Here is a 24,969-nt window from a genome sequence, read left to right as displayed (position 1 = left end):
CCCACCATGCACACCCAGGCGCGCTTCACCCACATGCAGGACGGCACGACCGAGGACTGGGCGGTTATCGCGCAGCACTTCAGCGCCTATGCCGCGCAGTTGCCCGATCGCATTCTCAGCCACCTGAAACTGCTCGACGGCGACTTCGGCGGTTTCCCCATCGACCGCCTGTCCCACTCGCTGCAGACCGCCTCCCGCGCGCACCTCGATGGGCGCGACGAGGAGTACGTGGTCTGCGCCTTGCTGCACGACATCGGCGACACCCTGGGCAGTTATAACCATCCCGATATCGCCGCGGCCATGCTCAAGCCATTCGTCAGTGCGGAACTGCACTGGATGGTCGAAAAACACGGAATCTTTCAGGGCTATTACTTCTTCCATCACCTAGGTATGGAGCGTCACCTGCGCGAGCAATTCAAGGATCATCCGCACTACCAGGCGACCATCGACTTCTGCGCCAAGTACGATGCCGCGGCCTTCGACCCGGACTTTGAAAACCTACCGCTGAGCTTCTTCGAGCCCATGTTGCGCCGCGTATTTGCCCAGCCGAAAAACTCCCTCTATCACGCTGCCATGGTCCACGCCCGTTAACCGCTGAGGCGCTCCGCCGTCCCCGTTCGGCTGTGGTGCTTGGCTCGCGCCACCGCGCTTGGTTATGATCCCCGCTCTGTCGCAAGCCTGGCCCAGTGTTTGCAGACTACTCAGACGTCCAGCACAGGCGTCAGAAAATCAGCGGGGATCACGTCCATAGCATGAATGCCAGCCACTTAACCCGTTTAACCCCGTTGCCGGCGCCACCGCTGCGCGAGTATTACTCGCGCGTGCTGGCCTATATCGCCGTCGCCGCGACTATCGCCGCCGGTACTTACGTCCAGCATTTCGGCTATGACATCCTCTGGATAGTGCCCTACGCCCTGCTCTACCCCCACCTGGCCCATCACCTGAGCCTGCGCTTCAAGCGCGATCATCCGCAGAAGACCACCTTGACCTTGCTGTTCATCGACTCGTTGCACTGCGGTGCAGGACTCGCGTTACTTGGCTTCTCGGTAGTACCCAGCCTGGTATGCCTGCTGATTCTGGCGTTCAGTTCACTGGTGATCGGCGGCTTGCGCCACCTGGCGCTGGCTCTGCTGATCGCGCTGTGCAGCACCTTGCTCAGCGCCACACTGATCGCATTCCACTTCACCCCCGATACACCGGCAGTAGTCGCGCTGGTGAGCATCGCCTTCGCCACCTTGTATATCTGCATCACCGCCTATTTCGTGCACCAGCAGGGCTTGCGCCTGACCCAGGTGCGCAGCGACATCAAGCGCGAACAAGAGAAGGCCGCACGACTGGCGCGTAATCTGGCCAAATACCTGTCGCCACAGGTGTGGGAATCGATCTTCAGCGGCAAGAAGAGCGTGCGCCTGGAAACCCAACGCAAGAAGCTCACGGTGTTCTTCTCCGACATCAAAGGCTTTACCGAGCTGTCCGAGGAACTGGAAGCCGAAACCCTGACCGACCTGCTCAACAGCTACCTCAATGAGATGTCGAAGATCTGCCTGAAATACGGTGGCACCATCGACAAGTTCATCGGCGACAGCGTCATGGTGTTCTTCGGTGACCCGGCCAGCCGAGGCGCCAAGAAAGACGCCGTGGCGGCAGTCTCGATGGCCATCGCCATGCGCAAGCATATGAAAGTGCTGCGCCAGCAATGGCGGGCCCAGGGCATCACCAAACCCCTGGAAATCCGCATGGGACTGAACACCGGTTACTGCACCGTGGGTAACTTTGGCGCCGATACGCGCATGGACTACACCATCATCGGCCGCGACGTGAACCTCGCCAGCCGCCTCGAAAGCGCCGCCGAAGCCGGTGAAATCCTGATCTCGCATGAGACCTATTCGCTGATCAAGGACCTGATCATGTGCCGCGACAAGGGTCAGATCAGCGTCAAGGGCTTCACGCGTCCAGTGCAGATCTATCAGGTGGTGGACTTCCGCCGCGACCTGGGAGCCACCTCCAGCTACGTCGAACACGAACTGCCGGGCTTTTCCATGTACCTGGACACCAACGGCATTCAGAACTTCGACAAGGAACGGGTGATCCAGGCGCTGCAGCAAGCCGCCGAGAAGTTGCGCGACAAGGTGATCATGTAAGGCCGATGCCAGTGCTGTCTATTGGCCTAGACCGGGTGAGGCCAAGCAGACACCCCGGATTCCATCCGGGCTACGAACACACCACCACCTGCCGCTAGCCGCTCGACGCCACCACCCCGGGGCCGCAGCACAACTCGCCATCCAGCAAGGGTTGCTCAGCCAGAAACTGCAACGCCGAGACGCGCCAGGATTGCCGCCTTGCCAGCTCGGCGCAGTGCGCTCGGTCCAGTTGCAGAGCCGCCAGACAAGCCTCGCCCAGGTTCTCCGCCATCACCCCGTTGACGCCCGCCTGCAGCACGTCCAGAGGCCCCGGCACGGGGAATGCCGCCACCGGCGTGCCGCAGGCCAAGGCTTCGAGCATCACCAGGCCATAGGTGTCGGTGCGCGACGGAAACACCAGCACGCTGGCCTGCCGATAAGCCCGCGCCAAGTCTGCGCCATGTCGATAGCCGAGAAACTTCACCCGCGGATAACGCGCCTGCAGCGCCTCACGCTGCGGGCCATCGCCAACCACCTGCATCTCCCCCGGCAACTCGAGGGCGAGGAAGGCTTCGAGATTCTTCTCCGGGGCGATACGCCCGACGTACAGAAACACCGGTTGCGCAGTGTCCGGCGCTGGCGCTGGCGGATGAAACAGTCGTGTATCGACGCCTTTGCGCCACAGCGCCAGGCGCTGCAGGCCCCAACCGGCAAACTCCTCACGCAGTCGCTCGGTGGTCACCAGTACGGCCCGGCTGGGCCGATGGAAGGCGCGCAGGTAGGCATAGCCCCAGCGCAACGGCAGCCAGGACCAGCGGCTGTTGATGTATTCGGGAAAACGCGTGTGAATAGCGCTGGAAAAGGCCAGACCACGCTTACCCAGCCAGCGCCTGGCCGCCCAGCCGAGCGGCCCCTCGGTAGCCAGATGGACGCAATCCGGCTGAAAATCGCGGATCGCCGGCCCGACTCGCCAGAGGTCCCACACCAGAGGAATCTCTGGATAGGTCGGACAGGGTCGGGAACGGAAATCCTGCGGTGACAAGAGTTTGACCTGATGACCCATACCGCGCAGCTCGCCGACCAGTGCCTGGAGACTGGTGACCACACCATTGACCTGCGGCAGCCAGGCGTCCGAGACAATCAAGATTCTCATACTGCCGGCTCGACTGCGGTCACCTGTTCGGTCGCCTGCTGAGCCTCGCGGGCCTGCTCATCGGCCAGACGATACAGTTCGATGCGACCATCCAGGTGTTCGATCAAGGCGCTGCAGGACTCGACCCAGTCACCGCAGTTCATGTACTCCACCTCGCCCATCGGACGGATCTCGGCGTGGTGAATATGCCCGCAGACCACGCCGTTAAAACCGCGCTTGACGCACTCGTGGACGATCGCCTCCTCGAAGTCGCTGATGAAGCTTACCGCGCTCTTGACCTTGTGCTTGAGGTACGCCGACAGCGACCAATAGCCGTAGCCGTAACGGCGGCGCCAGTGGTTGAGCCAACGGTTGAGGGTCAGGGTGAACTCGTAGGCGGAATCACCGAGGAAGGCCAGCCAGCGGTGGTAGCGGGTGATCACATCGAACTGATCGCCGTGAATCACCAGCAGCCGACGGCCATCGGCGGTGACGTGCTCAGCCTCGTCGACCAACTGGATATTACCGAGCACCAGGCTGGAATAACCTCGCAGAAACTCGTCATGGTTGCCGGTGACGTAAATCACTTCGCTGCCGCGCTTGCTCATGGTCAACAAGCGGCGAATCACATTGGTGTGCGCCTGCGGCCAGTACATGCCGCCGCGCAGCTTCCAGCCATCGATGATGTCGCCGACCAGATAGACCTTGTCCGCCTGGTAGCGCTTGAGAAAAGCGGCGAGGTGCTCGGCCTGACAATCCCGCGTGCCCAGGTGCACATCGGAGATCCACAGGGTGCGGACACGTTGCTTACGACTGGGCTTAACCAGCTGTGCGCTGCTCATGGACGGCCTCCACCAGGGTTTTCTCGAGCTTGCGGTCCGGTGGTGAAGCGTTTATGACCAGGTCGTGGCAGTTCAGTGACAACCGAAGCCAATCGACTGTGGCTTGCCGAGCGTTGAGGAGGTCAGCGGAGGTGGCTGCTGCAGCTCACAAACGGCTGATAGACTGAACACCTTGTTCGAGGACTCCCGCATGCCTTCGTTGCTCTCTTTGCGTCACTACAGCCATGAGTTGCTCAGCCACAGCCACGCACACCCGCAGCTGGTATTCGGCCTAAGCGGAACGCTGGAATTCGAAGTCGCGGGCCAGGGCAGCCAGGTGGTCCGCCAGACCCTCGCCGTGGTGCCCGCGGGCGCTCGTCACGCCTGCGGCAGCCACAGCGGCAGTCAGTGCCTGGTGCTCGATGTGCCCTCGGAGCAGTGGCTCGAGCAACGCCTGGGCGCGCATGCCGATGCCAGCCGACGCTTGCTCGAGCAACCCGGTGCGCTGCACCTCGCCCCCGCACAGAGCCAATTAGTCAGTTGGCTGGCTGCCAGCCCGGTCAATGACCCGGTGATCGCCGAGCAAGGCGCCGCCCTGTTGCTGGCCAGCCTCAGCAGCGAGCGACCCTGCCTGGATACCATCCAGCGCTTGCCGCTGAGTGTGATCGACACGCATATCGATCGACATGCCGCGCACCCGCTGCAGGTCGCCGACCTGGCACGCCTGGTTGGACTGTCCACCGCACGTTTTCATGTGCGCTTTCTCGACGAGACCGGACAGACGCCGATGGAGTACGTACGTCGCCGACGCCTGCAACTGGGGCGGCACCTGCTGCAAACCAGCCAACTGGCCGTCGGCGAGATCGCCGCGCGGGTGGGTTACAACTCGCAAAGTGCGTTTACCGCGGCGCTTTCGCGGCAATTCGGCTGCACCCCACGCGCCTTGCGCCAGCTGCGCGAGTAACGCGACAAGCCACGCGACTCCCGCGACAGACACAGGCAACTGCGCCCCCTAGACTGCATGCAGCCATAAATACGGAGGCGATATGCCGCACATCGAGTGGGATGATTTTCAGCGAGTGGAATTACGCGTCGGTACGGTCGTGTCGGCCGAGGCGAACGTAAAAGCGCTGAAACCGGCCTATGTACTGCGGGTCGACCTCGGCGAGCTCGGCGTGAAGACCTCCAGCGCCCAGCTCACCGCGCACTACAGCAGCAGCGAGCTGCTCGGCCGACAGGTGTTGTGCGTGTGCAACTTCGCCCCGAAACGTATCGCCGGGGTGCGCTCGGAAATACTGGTAACCGGCGTGTACGACGCGGAAAACCGCGTGGTCTTGGCCAGTTTCGACAAGCCGCTGCCCAATGGCGCGCGCCTGGCATGACCGAACGCAAAGCCTTGCTGGCGATCCACCTGGGCGCCCTGCTGTTCGGTCTCTCGGGGATTTTCGGCAAGCTGGCCTTGACCACACCGCTGGCCATTGCCGCCGGCCGTGGCCTATTTGCCGTGCTGGCCCTGGCGCTGTTTGCCCAGCTGTTCAAACAAACCCAGCGCCAGCCTATCGGCTGGCGCCAGCTTGGCTTGCTGGCAGTGGGCGGGCTCTTGCTCGGTAGCCATTGGCTGAGCTTCTTCGAGGCGGTGAAAGTCTCGGGTGTGGCCATCGCCACCCTCGGCTTCGCCAGTTTCCCGGCGTTTACCGTGCTGCTAGAAGGCCTGCTGTTCCGCGAACGCACACGCCCCAGTGAATTCGCCATGGTCGCTGTAGTGACGCTGGGCCTGATCCTGGTCACACCGAATTTCGACCTCGCCAGCCAGGCCACTGCCGGCCTGCTCTGGGCGGTGCTGTCCGGTTTACTGTTCGCCCTGCTCTCGCTGCTCAACCGCGTGAGCACCCGCGGCATCGATCCGGTTCAGGCCGCACTGCTGCAAAACCTTACCCTGCTGGCCTGTTTCATGCCGTTCGCCTGGCCGCTGTTCAGCGACCTGCGCCTGCTCGACTGGTTTTGGCTGGCCATGCTCGGGGTGTTCTGTACCGGCCTGGCGCACAGCCTGTTCGTTGCCAGCCTGCGCGTGCTCAAGGCGCGCAGCGCAGCGCTGATCTTTGCCCTGGAACCGGTCTATGGCATCGCCTTCGCCTGGTGGTTGTTCAACGAAGCACCCACGTTGCGCATGTTCGCCGGGGGCGCACTGATCATCCTGGCGATCTTCGCCTCGGCACGCATGGCGCGTTGAAGGTCAAGGCTCGGCGCGGTTAAATCCGCGCTAGCTAGCAGGCTATTGGCGGTAAAGCTCAGGCTTCGCGCGGGCGGTCGCTGTGGCCAAGGTCGCGTTGCGGGTCGATTTGATCGCGCACCTTCTGCTTGAGCACTTTGGCCTCGGGAAAACCGCCATCGGCCTTGCGCTCCCAGATTTGTACGCCATTGCAGGTGATGCGAAATACCCCACCGCTGCCCGGCTCCAGGCTGACTTTGCCGAGATCGTCGGCAAAGGTCGACAACAACTCCTGAGCGAGCCAGGCCGCACGCAGCAACCACTGGCATTGGGTGCAATAGGTGATGACCACTTCGGCTTTTGGAGGGGACATGGAACGACTCAGAGAGTACGGCCACTTCTATTCAAGCGGCCCGGTTGAACAGGCGTGATGCCAGAACAACGGCAAGGCGCCCAGGCGTTAGCTGAATATACTAGGCAATCTTGGCCAACAGTTCGCGAGCCTCCTGCTTTTGCTGCTCATCGCCGTCATTGATCACCTGATTGAGGATATTGCAGGCGCTGTCGACACTGCCCTGCTCGATATAGGCCAGCGCCTGGTTGAGCTTGGCCAAGTTGTCGCGGCTGCCGGCCAAGTGATCGAGGTCCTGCAACAAGGCATTGCCACTCACCGGCGCTTGCTCGAGGAATTCCTCATTCAGCTCCTCCTGTAACCAGCCTTCGGCCGATGTTTCTTCAACCAGCATGGACTCGGCAAAAGGACTCGATACATCCCGTGTACTGGTCAGGTCGAACGTGTCCGATTCGTCATTGCTAGTCGAATCGCTGCTCGCCTCTGCTGCCACTGCTGCCTTCTTGTTGCGCACAACAGTCGGAAACGGACTGACCAGATCCCAGTCCGCGTCCAGCGACAGATCATCCAGATTGAGCTGAAAATCATCGTCCTGTAGCTCATCCACTGGCGCTACTGACTGCGTCTGTACTTCCTCCAGACTCGGCGCGGCGGCGTCTAGTGGGCCGACAGGGATGGCGTCGAGCATACCGGGGTGACGCGCCTTGAGTTGTTCGATACGCACGGCGGTAAAGCCGGCGTCACGTAAAACGGCCTCTTCATGGGCAAATGCCTGAGCATCCCCCAGTTGCGCCAACACCTCCAGCAAGCGAAAACGAATGTCGCTGCGTTCAGGCTGAGTGGTCAATGCCTTGCGCAAGCTCGCAGCGGCTTCACTGAAACGCCCATAAGCGATGTAGATATTCGCCCCTTCCAACGCATCGGTCGGGCTGGCCGCACGCATAGGCGCCGCCGTGGACTCAGCCTCGTCGGCGACCAGGGTGTTGACTTTGAGCGGTTGCACCGGCGCTTCTAACTGAGCCACGAACGGCTCGGTTGCTACCTCGCGGCTCGGGTCGGGCTCGACGACGCGGCGCTTCTTAGCCCAGAACAGAGCGAACAGTCCGAGCACCGCCAGCAGCAATCCAGCGAACCCCGCACGGAGCCAATCGTCAGTTTCAGCCGCTGCCGACTCGCGCATCGCACCAGTGTCCGACTCGACCTTGACCGCTGCCGCAGACGCAGCAGGTACTGCGGTCGACGCCTGGCGAGCGGCCAGCTCGGCCTGCAACTCGGCCAACTGCTGATCCTTGCTGCTCATCTGCGCTTGCAACTGCTGCAACTGCAGCTGCATGTCCGCGAAGCGTTGTTGCAGCTCAAGGTTTTCCGCGGCCTGACTGGCCAACTCCTGATCCACCCGTCGCTGCACCTGAGCGATCAACTCGGCCTGAGTGTCGAGCGGCTGCTCGGGTGAGGCAGGTGATTGCACCTCCGCCATTGCCTCAGGGAGCACCTGACTTGGCACCTTGTCCGCCACCGCCACATCCGGCAGCAGCAGATCGGCCCCGGCTTTCAACCGGTCGATATCGCCATTGCTAAATGCCTGCGGGTTGAGCGCATGGATATCGCTCATCAGACGCTGCTGAGACACTGTGCTGCCGGCTGCGCGCAAGCCGGCGGCAATCGTCCACAGGCTATCACCGCGCGATACCCGATAACGCTTGTCCCGCACTGCGGTCGGTAGTTCGCGTGGCGCTACGGCGACGTTAGAGGTTGCCGCTGTGCTGACCTGAGGGGCGCGCGACTGCGCCTCAGGTACCCGCGCGACGGCACGGTAGGCGGACGAATTGGGCGGATCGATGAGCAAGGTGTATTCGCGCAGCAGACGACCATTGGGCCGCGCCACTTCGACGATGAAATTCAGGTAGGGCTCACGCACCGGCTGATTCGACACGACGCGAATCACACTCTTGCCACCGCGCAGCACGGGGGTAAAGCGTAGATCATTGAGGAAATACAGGCGATCGACACCGGAGCGATTAAACGCCTCGACAGGCGCGAGCCCTACCTTCAAGTCATTGGCGCTCAGATCGGCGACTTCCAGCAGTTCGATCTCAGCGTCCAATGGCTGGCTCAAGGCCGAATGCAGGGTAATTTCGCCCAGCCCCAGGGCCGGGACAATACCCGAATAAACAACCGAGCTTGATGCAAGGCCAATCAACAATTGCCGAACCCGAGTCATATGCCCTCCCCCGGTGATTCCGTTCCGATCTAAAGCTGCACCACGGCACGCCTCGCATGCACATCCTGTCAGTGGTGAAAGCAAACGGCGCGGCAAAAACGTGTACTGGGAGCGACTTCCATGTCGCCCCGACTAATGAATGAGTGAGTATGGCCACTATTAACAGGCATGCGCAGTTTGCTAGGCGCACAGCGATACGGCAGATAGCCATGATACGCAAAAGCCTAGACCAGCAGTCATAAAGCTGACGGACAAATAAGCGGGCTACGGCGCTATCCGTGCGCGGCTGGGCGCACGCCCCTGGCCGCCAGCGCCGTCAATGCGAAGACTGCCGCCATCAGCCAGAAACTTTGCTGGAAAGCCAACGCCTCGGCCAGCCGAGTGCCACCCTCGGCACTGTGCCGCCATTCCAGAAAGAAGGTCAACAGGTTGACCCCGAAGGCGCCACCCAACTGCCGCACGAAGGTGATGGCCCCCGCACCCTGGGCCAGTTCCTGCGCGCTCAGGATATCCAGCGAGCCGGTGCTCAAGGCCGGCAACAGCAAGCCGAGCCCGACTCGACCGATGCTCGCCCAGAAACACAAGACGATGAACGAAGTCCCCTGTTCAAGCCAGCCGAGACCGGCCGCCGACAGGGCGAAGATCAGCAATCCGCTGATCAACAACAAGGCGGCCGAGAGCTGATCACTCAACCAGCCGCCGATGAAGGATGCAACCCCCATCAACACGCCGGTCGGCAGCAAGAGCAACCCGGCACGCCCGGCGCTGAAGCCTTCTATGGTTTGCAGGTACAGCGGAATCAGGTAGGTCGAACCATACAGCCCCATGCCCAGGGTCAAGGCCACCCAGCTGGCGCTCCGGAACCCGGCGTGGCGCCACAGCCCCAGGGGCAGCAGTGGCCTGTCGCTGTTGCGGCTGCGCGCAAAAAAACCGACAAATGCCGCCATCCCCAGCAATGCAGGCGCCCACACGCGCACTTCCACCCAGGCAAAGCGTTGCGCCTCGGCCAGGGCGCCGAGCACGGCAAACAACGCCAGGCAGAGCAGCACGAAGGCCCAGACATCCAGAAACGGTGTGGTTCGCTCGCGCTGGCTGGGCAGCAGCCAATAACCACCCAGCAGGGCCAACAGGCACATCGGCAGAGGCAACCAGAACACCGCCACCCAGCCGAAATGATCGACCAGATAGCCTCCGATGGTCGGTCCCAGCGTCGGTGCAACCATCACCCCCAGGCCATATAGCCCCAGCGCCATACCTCGCCCGCCCTCGGCGAACACGCGAAAGATCAGCACCATGGCCAATGGCTGGATGATCCCCGCGCACAGGCCCTGGACGATGCGCAGGGCGATTAGCTGCCAGGCCGCCTGCGCTGCCAGCGCCAACAACGAACTGAAGATAAACAGCAGCAGGCCGAGCTGCGCGGTGCGTCGGGCGCCGAACCGCGCATGCGCCCAAGTCGCCAACAACAGGCCGGCGGTCATCGCCGCCAGAAAACCGGTGGACAGCCATTGCGCCAGCGGCCGGCCAATCGCGAAATCCGCCATGATTGCCGGCAAAGCCACATTGATGCTGGTCGACGCCAGCACCATCGCCATGCTGCCCACCATCAGTACGCTCAGCAGCCACTGCGGGTAACGCGCACCGAAATGCGCATGCAGGGCTTGCAGGTCCTGCTGCATTAGCGCTTTTCCAAGTTGCTCAGAATCTGCTTGTGCACCTGCTGGCAACGGCGCAGTTCGTCTTCATCTATGCCAGCGAACAGCTCCTGGCGCAGCTGGGTGGAGATCGCCTCGATTTTTTCGATCAACGGCTGGGCTTGTGGACGCAGGGCAATTTTCTTCGCCCTGCGGTCTTCCGGCACCGCCTGGCGGCTGACCAGGTCCTGGGCTTCCAGGCTGTCGAGCAGACGGGCCAAGGTAGGCCCCTCGACTCCGACGCTTTGCGCCAACTCACGCTGGGTGGGCAGCTCTTCGAAACGGGACAGGTGCAGGAGCACCAGCCAGCGGGCCTGCGACAGACCGAGACCGACTAGGCGGCGGTCCAGTTCGGCGCGCCAGGCGCGGGATAATTGGGCGACCTGCATGGCAAAACGGTGTTGATCTGATTGCGACATGGATAACGGCTCTTATAAGCATCAAAAAACTAATTATTAGCCAGCTAACCATAACCTCATGTCCGAGAGCAAGCCCCTGACTTGCCTCACCATTTCACATACTGATCCTCGACAAAGCCCCACAGGCCATCGATCCGCACCTCGGCTCGACCTGGGGGGCGCAAGACGCCGCTGAATTGACCGAATATCTGCTTGAAGTTGCTGGCCAACAGGCCCAGGTTGGTGCGCTCCTGATGCAGGCCACGCGCCTCGAAGCGCAGCGCCACCTGGCCGTCATGGGAGTTTATGTGCCAGGGCTGCAAGGGCTGCTGGCGGTTGTAGGCAAAGCGCACCGTATCGACCTTGATCAGCTCCCCGTCCAGCCAGTAGCAATTCTCGGTGAAGCTGGTTTCGTTGACCCCGCAGGACAGATTCAAGCCGACCCGCTGGTCTGCCACCTGGCCGGACAGACAGGCCCAGTTCCAGTGGGTTTCCGCGCGCATGTAACCGGCCGACCAGTCATGGTGGGCGAATGCCTCGATAGCCGTCAGATCGAAGTCGCCCAGGCTGCTCGTGACCTGACCGCTGCATCGCACGCCCGCGACCTTCTGTGCATACACCCAACCGTTCACCGCGGTGGGCGTGTTGATGCACATCGGCTGAAAAGCCGGCTCGGTCTCGGAAAAGCAGGCGTCGATGCGGGTGCCGTCATCCAGTTCTACCAGCAAACGCTTCTCGCGCGAGTTCGCGCGATTTTCCAGACGCAGCAGATTACCTCCACTGCGCAGTTCGCATATCCCATCGTCAGGCTGTTGGGAAAAACGCGTACCCATGCTCAGCGGCAGCTTGAATTGCCGCTCGATCATCCGTCCGCTGGGCGGATGGAACAGGTAGACGAAACCGATTCCGGCCAGGCTCAGATTGGCCAAGGCGCAGCCGCCGATCAGCTGTTCGCTGATCACCCCGAAGTACTGGAACTGGTGAAAGCGCCGCCACTTGGCCAAAGCACCCAGGCGTCGGCCCATGGGCGAGCGGAAATCGAAGTCACGGTAGTTGATCAGCCCTGGCGCGGCACTGAAGATGCCGTAATGGGGCTGGCCGTTGGCTTGTATCAGTCGATCCATCGAAGCAACCGTCCGCAGAGAAAATCACCGCGATGCTAGCACTGCGTCTTCCACCCAGACACTCACTGGCTACGCCATGCACAGGGGCAAAATCGGCCAGGTTGGGAGCCGGTAGGACTTGATCCTCCGTAGCGAGGGAAAGTTCGGTCTGAGTCAGTTTTGCCGATCTTTCGAGGCGAATAGCGAGCTATTTAACGAGAAAGAGCGGCATAAATGGCCAAGTCCGGTTTTTCCGCAGCAGGACAGCGTCAGGTCCGACAGACTCCCAGGCTTACATCACCACCTGATTGCGGCCAAAGGCCTTGGCCTCATACAACGCCCGATCGGCGTGTTCATAGAGCTGCGCCAATTCGCCGCCTTGCGCGGGCTGGATGCAGGCCGCGCCGACGGACATGGTCAGCACCCCTGCGGTGTCCGAGACTTCGTGCTGGATCTTCAGCTGCTCCAGGGTCGCGCGCAGCGCTTCGCCGCGTTGCCGCGCCTGCGCCTCGTCAATCCCGTACAGGAGTACGGCGAACTCTTCGCCGCCCAGGCGCACGGCCATGTCCAGCGGACGGCGCCCGGCATCGTTGAGTAGGCAACCGACTTGCTGTAATGCGCGATCACCGGCCTGGTGACCGTAGCGATCGTTATAGGCCTTGAAGTGATCGAGATCGCAGAGCAGTAAGGCGATCGACTGGCTATCGCGCTGAGCCTGGCGCCACAGCCGCTCGAACGCACGGTTGAAACTACGCCGGTTGTGCAGACCGGTCAGGCTGTCGTGATCGGCCAGTACGCGCATCAGCCGGCTGACCAAAAAATGCTCGCGCGACTTGAACTCCAGCAAGTAGCAGCCCACCGCACCTATCAGGTTACCGAACAGCAGAAACAGCACGTTGTTGACCAACCTAGGCATCGGCAAACCCACCCATAGCTCGACGCCCACATACACCAGCAACACCAGCCAGGCGCAGGCCAGGGCTTCACTGAGGCGCAAGCCCACCAGAAAATAGGCGGCCATGCTGACCAGCAACAACCCTTCATAGGGGTAATTCGGATCGCCATAGTGAGCAATGCCTACAACCAGAGCAGCCCCGATGCCAATTATCGAAATGCACATCAGACTCAAAGGCAGCAATAGCGCCGCATGCTCACGCGGTGGGATCAGCCCGGCGCAGATCAACAGTACGATCAGCACCAGCAGACGCACGCCAAGTACCCACCACACTTCCGGGCCCTGCAGCATGGCGAAATCCAGCCCGGCGAACGCCAGCCAGAGCAGGATGCCGACGTTCAACCCTATGCGTTTGAGGTCGAAGCTGTGTTCCAGCAGGTAGGCGCGATACTCCCCCTCGAGGGGGCTGACGAAACGCAGCAGGCGAAAACCCGAGGAGAGCTGATCGGCGTAGGGGCTGGAGCCAACATCATCTAGCCAGTCATGTGCGAGCGACACTATTACCTCATCTGTTGGAGGCCTGTAGCCGCCTTAACAGGTCGTTGAAAACTACCTACGTTGCCGATACGGCGTTAAAAACGACCTCACAAAAGCGCAGCGTTGAACGCGCGTCAGTGCCTTGTCTCGACTGCCTTGCCTACATTTTCAACGGCCGGTTAAGCGCTGGTGCATGGCACCACGGGTTAATCGGACGCGGCACAGGTATATGCCACTTTCCTTACCTGCTGCCACCGTTCCACCCACTTCAGGCTTCAAACTCGGCCTGCAAGGCTGCACGTACGCAGTGCAACACACCGTCGGCCACGCGCCCGGCGAACCGCTCGCTGAGCGCCGCCACCGCGGGCAATTCCCCTTCGCCGTCGAGAAAACTGTCCTGAATCTCGCCGAGCAGCGCCTCCGGCAGGTCCAGCGCCTGTTCCAGCGACAGCTGCTGGCGGCCAATGGCCTCGGCCAGCAGGCTGTAGACGTTCTTCTCGCTGCACTGCAGTTGCCCGGCGATCTGCGTCGGCGTCATCCCGGCGCGCGCCAGGCTGACCAGTTCATGGCGCAGATCGACCACTGCCCGCGGCGCTTCGGCACCAGCACCGAGCACCTCGAGGAAGGCCTCGCCATAGCGCTCCAGCTTGCGCGCACCGACACCGCTGACCCGGCCCATCTCGGCCAGGGTGCTGGGCTGGCTGCGGAGCATTTCCAGCAAGGTGGCGTCGGGGAAGATGACATAAGGCGGCACCCCATGCTCCTCCGCCAGCTTGCGCCGCAGCGCGCGCAGGGCCTCCCACTGATCGCGCTCGTCTCCCCGCACCAACTGGCTGGCAGCGCTGCTGGAGGCTTTGGCGCTGTGCTGCGGTTTCAGGTCGCGGCGTAGCTGCAAGGTCACTTCGCCGCGCAGTAAGGCCCGGCAATTGTCGGACAGACGCAACCCGCCATAGCCTTCCAGATCGACGTCGGCCAGCCCGCGTGCGACTAGCTGGCGGAACAGTGAACGCCACTCGCCCTCGGCGAGCGCCTTGCCCACGCCGAACACCGACAGATGCTGATGGCCGAGGTTGCGCACCTTGTCGTTGTCGCGACCGAGCAGCAGGTCGACCAAATGACCGACGCCATAACGCTGACCGCTGCGATAAATCGCCGACAGCGCCTGACGGGCCGGTTCGGTCGCGTCCCAGGTCTGCACGCCGTCGGTGCAATTGTCGCAATGGCCGCAAGGCTGCGGCAGCTCCTCGTCGAAATAGGCCAGCAGTACCTGACGCCGGCAGCGGGTTTCCTCGCAAAGGGCGAGCATGGCGTCGAGCTTGTGCTGTTCGACACGTTTGTGCCGCTCATCGCCCTCGGAGTTGTTGAGCATCTGCTTGAGGAAGATCACGTCCTGCAGGCCGTAGGCCATCCAGGCATCCGCCGGCAGACCGTCGCGGCCGGCGCGGCCGGTTTCCTGATAGTAAGCCTCCAACGATTTGGGCAAGTCGAGGTGGGCGACGAAACGCACGTTGGGCTTGTCGATGCCCATGCCGAAGGCGATGGTCGCTACCATGATCAACCCTTCCTCGTTGAGGAAACGCTTCTGGTGGTAAGAGCGCAACTCGCTGGGCAGACCGGCGTGGTAAGGCAGCGCGGGGAACCCCTGCTCGCTGAGAAAGGCCGCGACCTCATCGACCTTCTTGCGCGACAGGCAATAGACGATGCCGGCATCGCCCTTGCGGGCGGCCAGGAACCCCAGCAGCTGCTTGCGCGGCTGCTCCTTGGGCACTATGCGGTAGAAGATATTCGGCCGGTCGAAGCTCGACAGAAAGCGCTCGGCCTGCTGCAAATGCAGACGGTTGACGATTTCCTCGCGGGTACGCATGTCCGCCGTGGCGGTCAGGGCAATGCGCGGCACAGCGGGGAACAACTCGGCCAGCTGGCCCAGTTGCAGGTATTCGGGACGGAAATCATGGCCCCACTGCGACACGCAATGGGCTTCGTCGATGGCAAACAGGGCAACCTGCAGACGCTGTAGGAACGCCAGCATGCGCGGTTGCACCAGGCGCTCAGGCGCCAGATAGAGCAGCTTGATTTCGCCACGGTTGATCCGCTCGGCAATTGCGCGCTGCTCATCGGCGCTCAGGCTGGAGTTCAGCGCCACAGCCGCCACGCCCAGTTCGTCGAGGGTCGCGACCTGGTCGTCCATCAAGGCAATCAGCGGTGAAACCACCACGGCCAAGCCCTCGCGCAGCAAGGCCGGGACCTGGAAACACAGGGATTTACCACCACCGGTGGGCATCAGCACCAGAGCATCGCCACCGCCGGCCACGCGCTCGATGATCGCACCCTGGCGGCCACGGAAACTATCGTAGCCAAAGATGTCTTTAAGGATGCGTTGGGCTTGCTCGAGCATTGAAGGTCTCCGAATCGAGCCGGGCATTATACGCAAGTGCTTGCCTGGTTGAATTTTGATCTGCAAAGCCGGGCAATCCTGCTCTCTGTGAGCCTGGCCTATAGCTGCTGCGGCGGGTCTAGACTAGAATTCATCCTCGTTTAATCCTTCAAGGTAGCCCCACGATGTCCTTCGCCGAGCAACTCTCCCGCCTGCAAGCCTTCCTCGATGCCGATGAGCTGCACGAAGAGGCCCTGGACTATGTGGCCGCCCACGGCTACCTGACCGCCCTGTCGATTTGCCCGGACCCCGTACCGGATCGCGAGTGGATCGATGCGCTGTTCTCCGAGCCGCCGCACTACCGCAGCGACGCCGAGCGCGAAGAAATCGAAGCCACTTTGCTGCAACTCAAGGGCCATATCGCTCGCCAACTGGCCAGCGACGATGAGCCGGAGATCCCCTGCGACCTCGACCTCGGCGACGACCCGGACGACTCCGACCTGCGCGGCTGGTGCATCGGCTTCATGGAGGGCGTGTTCCTGCGCGAATCGGTATGGTTCGAAGACGCCGAAGACGAAGTCAGCGAGCTGCTGCTGCCGATCATGGTCGCGTCTGGCCTGTTCGATGACCAAGCGGAATTCGCCGAAATCGCCCAAGACCGCGATCTGGTAGACAGCATGGCCGAGCAGATCCCCGAATTGCTCACCGCCTTGTTCCTGCTCTGCCACGCGCCGGAAGAAAAGCCGGCCTTGCTCAAGCCACGCCACCACTAAACTCCACGCCATCGCCATGGTGCGAGACGTTCGAGAGCATCGTAATCCCGCCATTCGCTACGCCCTGCTGACCCTGGGTTGGCTGAGCGTGGCGCTGGGGGTAATCGGGATTTTCCTCCCGGTTCTGCCCACCACCCCCTTCCTCCTGTTGGCCGCGGCCTGCTTCGTACGCAGCTCGAAGTCTTTCTACCTGTGGCTGATCCACCATCGCCAGCTCGGCCCGTGGATTCGCGATTACCTCGAGGGCCAGGGCATCCCCCTCAAGGCCAAGGTCTACAGCATCGCCCTGATGTGGCTGAGCATCGGTCTGTCCTGCTATCTGGTGGCGCTGCCCTGGGCACGCCTGTTCATGCTCAGCAGTGCGGTACTGGTGACCCTGTACATCCTCAGGCAAAAGACCCTGCCCAATCGCTAGACGCTGACAGCTGGAGCTCCCGGCTTCCGCTTCCCAGGTCCCCGCTCAGCGTGCAACCGCTGCCCTAGCGTTCCCCGCACCGCAGCAAAACCGTCAAGCGCCGCCTAGACTCTGTGCATCTTCGACGGAGATACGGCATATGCAGCCATGGCAGCGCCTTGCTGGGTGCCGGCAGCGCCTGCAAGGGCCGGCGCTGTCGCTGTGCCTGCTGCTTGGCAGTTGGTTCGGGTGGGATGCAAGCTGGGCCAGCTGGGACTTCGCGCTGATCATGCGCAAGGCCGAAACCCGCTACGGCGCCCTCGGCGCGGCCAGGCAGCGGATCATGCAATGGGATGCATTGATCACCAGCAGCGCCGGTCTGCCTGAGCGCGAGCAACTCAGGCGGGTGAACGATTTCTTCAACCGCCAGCTGCGCTTCATCGATGATCGCCAGATCTGGCAACAAAACGACTATTGGGCCACGCCGATCGAGGCGTTGGTCAAAGGCGCGGGTGATTGTGAGGACTACTCCATCGCCAAGTACTTCACCCTGCGCCGGCTCGGTTTGCCCAGCGACAAGCTGCGCATCACCTACGTCAAAGCGCTGCAGTTGAATCAGGCGCACATGGTGCTGGGCTATTACTCCAGCCCGACTGCCGAACCCTGGGTGCTGGACAACCTGGTCAACGAGATCCAGCCGGCGTCACAACGCCGCGACCTGCTCCCGGTGTATGCCTTCAATGCCGAAGGCGTGTATTTCCCGGGATCGAGCAGCAAAAAGAGCGACAGCAAGAAAATCTCTCATTGGCAGGACTTACTGAAAAAAATGCGCATGGAGGGCTTCGTCATCGACGAAGGCTAGGAGAAGAACACTATGTCCCTACTCAAGCAGCTCTTTCTCGCCATCTGCCTGTTTCTGGTGGTGGCCTTTACCGGCAGCTTCATCGTCAGCCTGGAGACTTCCCGCGAGCAGCTGCTCAGCCAATTGCGCTCTCACGCACAAGACGCCGCCACCGCCCTCGGCGTGTCGATGACGCCCCATGTGGATGACCCGGCGATGCTCGAATTGCTGGTCAATACGATCTTCGACAGTGGCTACTTCGCCAGTATTCGCGTGGTGCGCATCGCCGATCAACAGCTGCTGTTCGAGCGCAACAACAGCACAATCGAGGCGTCCGTGCCGAGCTGGTTTGCCGACCTGGTCGACCTCCAGGCCCAAGGCGGCGATGCGCTGGTCATGCGTGGCTGGGAACAGGCCGCCCGGGTCGAGGTACTCAGCCACCCGCAATTCGCCCTGGCCAAGCTGTGGGACGGCGCCATCGGCAGCCTGCTCTGGCTGCTGCTCTGCGGGTTGCTCAGCGCCATTCTGGGTGGCTGGCTACTGCGCACCCAGCTGCGCCCCCTGGACAACATGGTGCAACAGGCTCAGGCCATTACCCGCCGCGAATTCTTTACCCTGCCACGCATACCGCGCACGCCCGAACTGAAGCGGGTGGTGCTGGCGATGAATCAGATGGTCGAGAAACTCAAGGCACTGTTCGCCGAAGAAGCCACGCGTAGCGAGCAACTGCGGGAAGAGGCTTATCACGACCCCCTCACGGGTCTGGCCAACCGCCGCCAGTTCGAGATTCGCCTGGCCAGCCAACTGACGGTCAACGAGCATCATGCCGCCGGTTATCTGCTGCTGGTGCGCGTCCATGATCTCGGCGACCTCAACCAGCGCTTGGGCGGTCAACGCACCGATGCGTTGATTTGCGCCATCGGCGAACAACTCACCCACCTCCAGGCCCTGCTCGGCAAACCCGACTGGCTGATCGCCCGCAGCCGCGGGGGTGAATTCAGCTTGTTGGCGCCTGGGGTATCCGTCGTAGATATCGAGCGCCTGGCGCAAAATCTGAGCGAGCACCTGGACAGTCTGCGGCAGACCGATACGAGCGACTGCCTACCCCTGGCGCATATCGGCATCGCCGCGTTCAGGCCTGGGGAAAACCCGAGCGCAGTGATCGGCCGAGCCGACCAGGCCCTGACCGAGGCGCAAAGCACCCCAGACAAACCCTGGCAGCGCCTGGACAATTACGCGGCCCAGCCCGACCACAGCCAACGCGACTGGCGCGACTGGATAGATACCGCGCTGAGCGGCCGCCAGCTGCAACTGTTCTTCCAACCGGTGGTGTTGTGCGCCGATACGCACCAGGTCCTGCAACATAAGGTGCTGGCACGCCTGCTCGACCCCCATGGCGAGGCCGTCGCCGCTGGGCGCTTCCTGCCCTGGGTCGAGCGCCTCGGCTGGGCCGCCCGCTTCGACCTGATCATGCTCGAGCAGAGCCTGGCTCACCTGGCCCGCTATCGCCAGCCGCTGGCACTCAGTCTGTCCGCCGCCACCCTGCGCGAGCCGGAGAACCAAGCACGGTTGCTCGCCCTGCTCAGGGCGAACCCACAACACGCCAGCCTGATGACCCTCGATGTCGGCGAGCGCTATCTACCATCACCCACCGAGTTCGAACGCCTGAGCCAGCAGATCCGCAGCACCGGTTTCCACCTCGGCCTGCAACACTTTGGCGGGCGTTTCAGCCTGATCGGCAACCTCAGCCACCTGGGCCTGGCCTACCTGAAGATCGACAGCAGCTACATCCGTGCCATCGATAAGGAAAATGACAAGCGCCTGTTTATCGAGACGATGTTCCGTGCGACCAACAACATCGACCTGCCGCTGATCGCCGAGATGGTGGAAACCGAGGGTGAATTTACGGTGCTGAAGGAGCTAGGCATCCACTGCGTCATGGGCCGTCTGATCGGTGCTCCCGCGCCGTGGCCAGCGTGAAACTGGACGTGCAGTTAGTCCAACTACCGCACATGACCGTAACAGGTTTATCCAGGCCCGTTGGGAAGCACTTGGTGAGCCGGCTGCGGCAGCGATGAGCAGCCCCAGCTGCCGACACGCACTGCAGCAGGGACGATGCTGAATGCAGCAGTCACAACAAAGCCCACCGCCTGAACAGGCAGTGGGCATGCGCCTCTGGTAGGCGTTAGACAGTATCCACTTTGAGCGCGTTATCGGCGAGCAGGCCGTCGATCACCGTTGCCGCATCCGTGCTGCCGTAGTAAGCGGCGCTGGAAAGATCCACCCCATCGAGCACCACTTGCTGCACCACGGCCCCGCCGGCCGTTGCGCGCACGTCGATGGCGGTGCTGGCGCCGAAGGTAAAGCTCAAGTAGTCATCCAATACATTGCCACTGGCACTCTCGCCGACCAACAACTGCGACAGGTCCAGGACATCCGAGTTACCACCCGCCACATTGGGGACGTCGATGAAGAAGTCGGTAACATGATCAATGCCGGAGTCGCCCGAGCTCCACACAAAGCTATCCTTACCGAGACCGCCAGACAGCAGGTCATTGCCCGTGCCGCCGATCAACACATCGTCGCCATCCCCACCAATCAAGGTGTCATGACCCGAACCACCGGCCAGCACATCATTGCCTTTGCCGCCCACGATGTAGTCATTGCCTTCTTGGCCAAACACCAGGTCATTGCCATCCCCCGCATCGATGCGGTCATGCCCCAGCGCTCGCCCGGACTCCCCGGCCAGCTCCTCGGCATGCGTACGGATATAGCTGAGCGTATCGGCGCGCGTCCAGGTGGCATAACTGCCTGGCCCAGCACCGGCCTCCAGCGTGGCGAAAACCTGCCACCCAGCTCCTGGATTGGTGGTCAGCCCTGCAGCAGCCGCCAAGACATCGGTGTAGAGCACATCGCCAAAAATCAGATCATCGCCACCACCGCCGACGATATGGTCGTTACCCGCATCATATAGCTGGGTAGATGGATTGAAATCAGCAAGAACGCTGGCGAGCTGTTCACCCGTCGTGATGTTGCTGGCGACATCCGGGTTAACATTCGCAAGTTCGCCTTCCACTTGATTAAGAACATCGAGAGCAGTGCCCCCGACATTAATCCCTACCGCCTGAATCTGGCCGAAGGTTGACTCCAGTAAAGCCACTTCACTAATTGTGTCGTCATTGGCATGGCCCGAAGGGTTATACGAGCCAAGCACGTGAGCCAGCGCCGTACTCTTGGAGCCATTAGTTGTTACATTGGCCAGGTTGGTTGAATCTGCGTTCAGCCAACTGTTCGGCTCACCATCGGATACAAATACAACTTGATTAATGACATTAACCCCGGTGTAGGGCGCATTGACGCCACCACTGGCCACCCAATTCAAAGCGACTTGCAATCCCGCTTCATAGTTCGTGTAGCCACCGGCAACCAAGCTATTGACTGCACTTTGCGCAGCACTCAGTCCACCATCCTTGACATCGAAGATACCCAAACTGGTCGCAGAGCTGTCGAAATCCACAAGCTGAACTCTGACGTGATCAGCCGCCCCGATCGCCAGTCCTGCCAGCAAATTATTAACGGCCAGTTGCAAAGCCTCCATACGGCTCATCACCACACCGTTGAAGGTAATATTTGCGGTCATGCTGCCTGAAGAATCCAGAATTAGGATCAAGTTGACGTTTTTACCAACCAGGTTACTGCGCCCCTCGTCTCCAACGAGGATATCTGCAGCCCCACCCCCGGTAATCACCCCCGCTCCGCCGGATGTCACATAAGGAGTACTACTGCCTGCAACATCATTGGCATTGGAGGCCACTATCAACTGGCCGGTTAATGAAGGTTGGAATACAACATCCAGAACAGCCGCCGCGCGATCCCCATCGGCATCTATTACAGCAACCTCAAACTGAGTGCCAATCGGATCTTCTTCAATTCGCTCAACAATCGATGAACCAGTCACCCGGAAGCCATTGCCACCGGTATCCGACAGATCAATCCTGGTTATCGCCGTCAAGCCTGTTGGAATACTGGTTAACACATGGTCAGAAAACAGCGTATTACCACTTTGCGAGGTGGCGTTGCCCAAAGAGTCCTGGCCATAGACAGTCCAATGAACCGTATTGCTACTTCCCCCGCCCTGAATGTCGATAGAGAATTGCGCACTGACAATGGGACTGGCGTAAGAGAAAAAGATAACCTCACTGCCATCCACCCACTGATTGTCCGGCGCGAGGCCCTGCATACTGGAATTCACCCCGCCCTCCGAAGAGTCAACCGTCATGATGACGGTTTGGCCAAGTGGAATACTGTCCCCGGGTTTGTAGAGTGCACCGGTATTGGTCACCAACAAGTAATCCTGATTACCGCCAATATTCTGATTGAAGGTTGCGCCGAAGCTCTGCGTAGGACCGTCCAGCTTGCCATTCATATCAATGACATAGTTGCCCGCCACAGCATAAGTCAGGGTAAATATCAGCGACTGTCCTGCCCCTCCTGTATATGCACTGGGAAGCGTGCTGGTGTATGCGTATAAAACCCCGGGATCGACAGGGCTGACGGCGTAATACACCGTATTGCCTGAGGAAGTCAGCGACGATGCCGCATAGGTCACGCTAGTACCGTTCCAACCCGCAATATTTCCGGTCAAATCGGCAGTGCCCGGTACATCTGCGCCGATGACTGGATCTGAGGTCCCAGTCGCGAACCCCGACGCGTTATTGCTCAGAGAAGCGGGGGAAACCGTGGTTAAAGTCGGCGTGTCATCAATGATACGCACCACCAGATCATCGCTCGCCGTACTGCCGCCCACGCCCAGCACGCTGATGCTCACGCTGTCGTCGAAGTGCGTGTCGGTGGCGCCAGCATGGCTGTCGTTGTCGATCGTGGCGTTCAGCGTGTAGCTGTAACTCAGCGTGCCGGCCGTGGCGCTACCGCTGTAGCCGCTCAGGGTCAGTGTGCCCTCGCCGGTACTCACTAGCTGATTAGTCGTCGCCAATGCCTGCAACTGCGCCAAGCTGAAGGTCGCACCGCCCACGGTGACGCTGGCGATACCATCGCTGGCCGACACCGTGAAGCTACCGCTGGTGGTTTCACTGCTGTCCGCCAGCGAGGTCAGGCCGTGCTCGTACACCGTGGCATCCGGGCCGTACGCGGCGGCCGTCACCACCGAGGCATGGTCGTTGGCACCGTCGATGGTGATGGTCAGCTTGGCCGAGCTGAGATCGCCATCGGCATCCTGCATCGTGTAATAAACGTCGTAGGACAGATGGCTGCTGGCATTCAGTGCCTGCACCGACGCCAGGCTGTTGTCCAGCACGAAGCTGTAGACCCCGCCAGCGCCTAAGGTCAGGCTGCCGTAGCTATTCAGCGCGTTGATCGCCGGCGTATTGTCGTGCCCCGTCGCCGACCAGGTTGTGAAGGCCTTTGGCGTATCGGCGCCCGCGCTGTCGTTGGTCAGCACGTTGCCAGCGACGCTGTTCGATGCGGCGTCTTCGGTTACGCCTACGGGGCCGTCATTCATCGCAGTCGGCGTGTCATCGATGATGCGCACCACCAGCTCGTCGCTCGCCGTACTGCCGCCCACGCCCAGCAGGCTGATGCTCACGCTGTCGTCGAAGTGCGTGTCGGTGGCGCCGGCATGGCTGTCGTTGTCGATCGTGGCGTTCAGCGTGTAGCTGTAACTCAGCGTGCCGGCCGTGGCGCTACCGCTGTAGCCGGTCAGGGTCAGTGTGCCCTCGCCCGTACTCACTAGCTGATTAGTCGTCGCCAATGCCTGCAACTGCGCCAAGCTGAAGGTCGCACCGCCCACTGTGACGCTGGCGATACCATCGCTGGCCGACACCGTGAAGCTACCGCTGGTGGTTTCACTGCTGTCCGCCAGCGAGGTCAGGCCGTGCTCGTACACCGTGGCATCCGGGCCGTACGCGGCGGCCGTCACCACCGAGGCATGGTCGTTGGCACCGGTGATGGTGATGGTCAGCTTGGCCGAGCTGAGATCGCCGTCGGCATCGCGCATGGTGTAACTGAAGATCTCGCTCAGACTCTCACCCGCATTCAACCCCTGCACCGCCGGGTTGGCGTTGTTCAGGCTGTAGCTGTAGGTGCCGTTACCGGTGTCGGTGAAGGTGCCGTAGCTGGCTGCGGTGCTGGCCCAGCCGACGAAGCTGGTCGGAGTGTCCGCACCGGGTTGACCGTTGGGGTGCAGGTCATTAGTCAGCACGTTGCCGGTGATCGGGGTCAACGTGTCTTCGGCGATGCTGTTGCTGTCATCCACCGCGTGCGGCACATCATCGATGACATTGATGTCGAGGGACGCCAGATCAGTGTCATGGTCCACGTCCTCGGCGAGCACGGCGAAGTGCTCGGTCAACTGATTCTCACCCCCGCCGGGAGCATGCTGCGCACTGCCCAGCAAGGTATAGCTGTAGCTGACGATGCCTTCGTCGAGAATGCCATCATCGGCATCGAAGCCGGTGATGGTCAGCAGGTTACCCAGCGGGGTGGTCACCGACTGCGGAAAGCCGTTCACCACACCGTTCACCACCACCTGGATACCGCCCACGCTCAGGTTGAGCAGGCCATCCGGCGCCTGCACCTTGAAGGTGCCGCTGACCGTGGTGGACTCCTTGCTCGGGTCCGAGCCCATCGCCAGATCGTCCTCATCCACGCTGTGCTCGCCACCGCGAACATCCAGGTCCTTGATCTGCACCTCGTCGTCGATATTTTTGACTTGCAGCACCAGGTTGGCGGTGTCGCTGTCGCCGTCGGCATCGTTGAGGGTGTAGGTGAAGGTCTCGGTCGCCATCCCCCCGCCTCCCAGCGCGAGGAAGTCTGGGTCGCTCGGATCCAGCAGATAGCTGTAGGAGCCATTGGCGTTCAGGGTCAACGTCCCGTAAGTGCCCTGCATGACCGCCGGTTGTATCGGCCCACCTGGCAGGCGGTCGGCACCCTGCACATCATTGTCGAGTACGTTGCCGATCAGGGTCAGCTGGTTCTCCGAGGCGAACACGGCGTTGCTGTCATCCACCGCGTGCGGCACATCGTCGACGATCTCGATGACGATGCTGGCCGGCGCCGAGGATGCCGTGCCGTCCGACACGCTAAGCGT

19 protein-coding genes are annotated in these 24,969 nt (G+C 61.6%); 9 read left to right on the top strand and 10 right to left on the bottom strand.

Features of this window, described 5'->3' with window-relative positions; all coding sequences use genetic code 11:
* Positions 1-6: 6 nt before the first annotated feature.
* Together FBY03_RS06870 and FBY03_RS06865 are read left to right on the top strand one after the other, a co-directional pair.
* Positions 7-591, top strand: a complete 585-nt coding sequence (locus tag FBY03_RS06870; RefSeq protein WP_147171455.1) for an HD domain-containing protein — start codon at positions 7-9, stop codon at positions 589-591.
* Between the two features lie 161 nt (positions 592-752).
* Positions 753-2,141, top strand: coding sequence for an adenylate/guanylate cyclase domain-containing protein (locus FBY03_RS06865; protein WP_147171454.1), 1,389 nt, complete (start codon positions 753-755; stop codon positions 2,139-2,141).
* Between the two features lie 94 nt (positions 2,142-2,235).
* On the opposite strand, the gene FBY03_RS06860 is transcribed toward FBY03_RS06865, so the two are convergent.
* Together FBY03_RS06860 and FBY03_RS06855 are read right to left on the bottom strand one after the other, a co-directional pair.
* The gene (locus FBY03_RS06860) at positions 2,236-3,273 is read right to left on the bottom strand and encodes a glycosyltransferase family 1 protein (protein WP_147171453.1); all 1,038 of its coding nucleotides are present in this window, start codon (positions 3,271-3,273) and stop codon (positions 2,236-2,238) included.
* On the bottom strand, positions 3,270-4,094 hold the full coding sequence (locus FBY03_RS06855; protein WP_147171452.1) for a UDP-2,3-diacylglucosamine diphosphatase: 825 nt from the start codon (positions 4,092-4,094) through the stop codon (positions 3,270-3,272). The genes FBY03_RS06860 and FBY03_RS06855 overlap by 4 nt, the downstream gene beginning before the upstream one ends.
* Before the next feature lie 190 nt (positions 4,095-4,284).
* On the opposite strand from FBY03_RS06855, the gene FBY03_RS06850 reads away from it, so the two are divergent.
* The 3 genes from FBY03_RS06850 (at position 4,285) to FBY03_RS06840 (ending at position 6,303) form a co-directional block, all read left to right on the top strand.
* Positions 4,285-5,037 carry a helix-turn-helix domain-containing protein gene (locus FBY03_RS06850; protein WP_147171451.1) on the top strand — a complete coding sequence of 251 codons (753 nt, stop codon included), beginning with the start codon at positions 4,285-4,287 and terminating at the stop codon, positions 5,035-5,037.
* 82 nt (positions 5,038-5,119) lie between these two features.
* Entirely contained in the window at positions 5,120-5,455 is a 336-nt protein-coding gene (locus tag FBY03_RS06845; protein WP_147171450.1) for a tRNA-binding protein, read from the top strand.
* Positions 5,452-6,303, top strand: coding sequence for a DMT family transporter (locus tag FBY03_RS06840; protein WP_147171449.1), 852 nt, complete (start codon positions 5,452-5,454; stop codon positions 6,301-6,303). Before FBY03_RS06845 ends, FBY03_RS06840 begins: the two co-directional genes overlap by 4 nt.
* Positions 6,304-6,361: 58 nt before the next feature.
* On the opposite strand, the gene FBY03_RS06835 is transcribed toward FBY03_RS06840, so the two are convergent.
* The 7 genes from FBY03_RS06835 to recQ form a co-directional block, all read right to left on the bottom strand.
* The gene (locus FBY03_RS06835; RefSeq protein WP_147171448.1) at positions 6,362-6,655 is read right to left on the bottom strand and encodes a SelT/SelW/SelH family protein; all 294 of its coding nucleotides are present in this window, start codon (positions 6,653-6,655) and stop codon (positions 6,362-6,364) included.
* Positions 6,656-6,755: 100 nt separating this feature from the next.
* Positions 6,756-8,855, bottom strand: a complete 2,100-nt coding sequence (locus tag FBY03_RS06830) for a FimV/HubP family polar landmark protein (RefSeq protein WP_256677875.1) — start codon at positions 8,853-8,855, stop codon at positions 6,756-6,758.
* Between the two features lie 272 nt (positions 8,856-9,127).
* Positions 9,128-10,534, bottom strand: a complete 1,407-nt coding sequence (locus FBY03_RS06825; RefSeq protein WP_147171447.1) for a DHA2 family efflux MFS transporter permease subunit — start codon at positions 10,532-10,534, stop codon at positions 9,128-9,130.
* The gene (locus FBY03_RS06820; RefSeq protein ID WP_147171446.1) at positions 10,534-10,968 is read right to left on the bottom strand and encodes a MarR family transcriptional regulator; all 435 of its coding nucleotides are present in this window, start codon (positions 10,966-10,968) and stop codon (positions 10,534-10,536) included. Before FBY03_RS06820 ends, FBY03_RS06825 begins: the two co-directional genes overlap by 1 nt.
* Before the next feature lie 86 nt (positions 10,969-11,054).
* The gene (locus tag FBY03_RS06815; RefSeq protein WP_147171445.1) at positions 11,055-12,071 is read right to left on the bottom strand and encodes a DUF2804 domain-containing protein; all 1,017 of its coding nucleotides are present in this window, start codon (positions 12,069-12,071) and stop codon (positions 11,055-11,057) included.
* 271 nt (positions 12,072-12,342) lie between these two features.
* Positions 12,343-13,503 (bottom strand): diguanylate cyclase, encoded by a 1,161-nt coding sequence (locus FBY03_RS06810; protein WP_147171444.1) that lies wholly within the window; start codon positions 13,501-13,503, stop codon positions 12,343-12,345.
* A 247-nt stretch (positions 13,504-13,750) separates the two neighbouring features.
* On the bottom strand, positions 13,751-15,877 hold the full coding sequence (gene recQ, locus FBY03_RS06805; RefSeq protein ID WP_147171443.1) for a DNA helicase RecQ: 2,127 nt from the start codon (positions 15,875-15,877) through the stop codon (positions 13,751-13,753).
* A gap of 164 nt (positions 15,878-16,041) precedes the next feature.
* On the opposite strand from recQ, the gene FBY03_RS06800 reads away from it, so the two are divergent.
* The 4 genes from FBY03_RS06800 to lapD all read left to right on the top strand — a co-directional run bounded on the left by FBY03_RS06800 (position 16,042) and on the right by lapD (position 19,844).
* A complete protein-coding gene (locus tag FBY03_RS06800; RefSeq protein ID WP_147171442.1) occupies positions 16,042-16,629 on the top strand; it encodes a YecA family protein in 588 nt (195 codons plus the stop codon).
* A gap of 16 nt (positions 16,630-16,645) precedes the next feature.
* Complete coding sequence (locus FBY03_RS06795; RefSeq protein ID WP_147171441.1) at positions 16,646-17,044, top strand: YbaN family protein; 399 nt, start codon at positions 16,646-16,648, stop codon at positions 17,042-17,044.
* A 139-nt stretch (positions 17,045-17,183) separates the two neighbouring features.
* A complete protein-coding gene (gene lapG / locus FBY03_RS06790) occupies positions 17,184-17,885 on the top strand; it encodes a cysteine protease LapG (protein WP_147171440.1) in 702 nt (233 codons plus the stop codon).
* A 12-nt stretch (positions 17,886-17,897) separates the two neighbouring features.
* Positions 17,898-19,844, top strand: coding sequence for a cyclic di-GMP receptor LapD (gene lapD, locus FBY03_RS06785; RefSeq protein WP_147171439.1), 1,947 nt, complete (start codon positions 17,898-17,900; stop codon positions 19,842-19,844).
* Positions 19,845-20,049: 205 nt separating this feature from the next.
* On the opposite strand, the gene FBY03_RS06780 is transcribed toward lapD, so the two are convergent.
* On the bottom strand, positions 20,050-24,960 hold the full coding sequence (locus FBY03_RS06780; RefSeq protein ID WP_147171438.1) for a VCBS domain-containing protein: 4,911 nt from the start codon (positions 24,958-24,960) through the stop codon (positions 20,050-20,052).
* Positions 24,961-24,969 lie beyond the last annotated feature (9 nt).

Origin of the sequence: Pseudomonas sp. SJZ079, from assembly GCF_007993865.1 — a bacterium.
Classification (GTDB): domain Bacteria; phylum Pseudomonadota; class Gammaproteobacteria; order Pseudomonadales; family Pseudomonadaceae; genus Aquipseudomonas.
This window is presented reverse-complemented; position numbering and strand designations above follow the sequence as displayed.

Coding starts and splice junctions, on each gene's coding strand:
- FBY03_RS06870 (WP_147171455.1), top strand. CDS start 7: ATGCACACCCAGGCGCGCTTCACCCACATGCAGGACGGCACGACCGAG.
- FBY03_RS06865 (WP_147171454.1), top strand. CDS start 753: ATGAATGCCAGCCACTTAACCCGTTTAACCCCGTTGCCGGCGCCACCG.
- FBY03_RS06860 (WP_147171453.1), bottom strand. CDS start 3,273: ATGAGAATCTTGATTGTCTCGGACGCCTGGCTGCCGCAGGTCAATGGT.
- FBY03_RS06855 (WP_147171452.1), bottom strand. CDS start 4,094: ATGAGCAGCGCACAGCTGGTTAAGCCCAGTCGTAAGCAACGTGTCCGC.
- FBY03_RS06850 (WP_147171451.1), top strand. CDS start 4,285: ATGCCTTCGTTGCTCTCTTTGCGTCACTACAGCCATGAGTTGCTCAGC.
- FBY03_RS06845 (WP_147171450.1), top strand. CDS start 5,120: ATGCCGCACATCGAGTGGGATGATTTTCAGCGAGTGGAATTACGCGTC.
- FBY03_RS06840 (WP_147171449.1), top strand. CDS start 5,452: ATGACCGAACGCAAAGCCTTGCTGGCGATCCACCTGGGCGCCCTGCTG.
- FBY03_RS06835 (WP_147171448.1), bottom strand. CDS start 6,655: ATGTCCCCTCCAAAAGCCGAAGTGGTCATCACCTATTGCACCCAATGC.
- FBY03_RS06830 (WP_256677875.1), bottom strand. CDS start 8,855: ATGACTCGGGTTCGGCAATTGTTGATTGGCCTTGCATCAAGCTCGGTT.
- FBY03_RS06825 (WP_147171447.1), bottom strand. CDS start 10,534: ATGCAGCAGGACCTGCAAGCCCTGCATGCGCATTTCGGTGCGCGTTAC.
- FBY03_RS06820 (WP_147171446.1), bottom strand. CDS start 10,968: ATGTCGCAATCAGATCAACACCGTTTTGCCATGCAGGTCGCCCAATTA.
- FBY03_RS06815 (WP_147171445.1), bottom strand. CDS start 12,071: ATGGATCGACTGATACAAGCCAACGGCCAGCCCCATTACGGCATCTTC.
- recQ (WP_147171443.1), bottom strand. CDS start 15,877: ATGCTCGAGCAAGCCCAACGCATCCTTAAAGACATCTTTGGCTACGAT.
- FBY03_RS06800 (WP_147171442.1), top strand. CDS start 16,042: ATGTCCTTCGCCGAGCAACTCTCCCGCCTGCAAGCCTTCCTCGATGCC.
- FBY03_RS06795 (WP_147171441.1), top strand. CDS start 16,646: ATGGTGCGAGACGTTCGAGAGCATCGTAATCCCGCCATTCGCTACGCC.
- lapG (WP_147171440.1), top strand. CDS start 17,184: ATGCAGCCATGGCAGCGCCTTGCTGGGTGCCGGCAGCGCCTGCAAGGG.
- lapD (WP_147171439.1), top strand. CDS start 17,898: ATGTCCCTACTCAAGCAGCTCTTTCTCGCCATCTGCCTGTTTCTGGTG.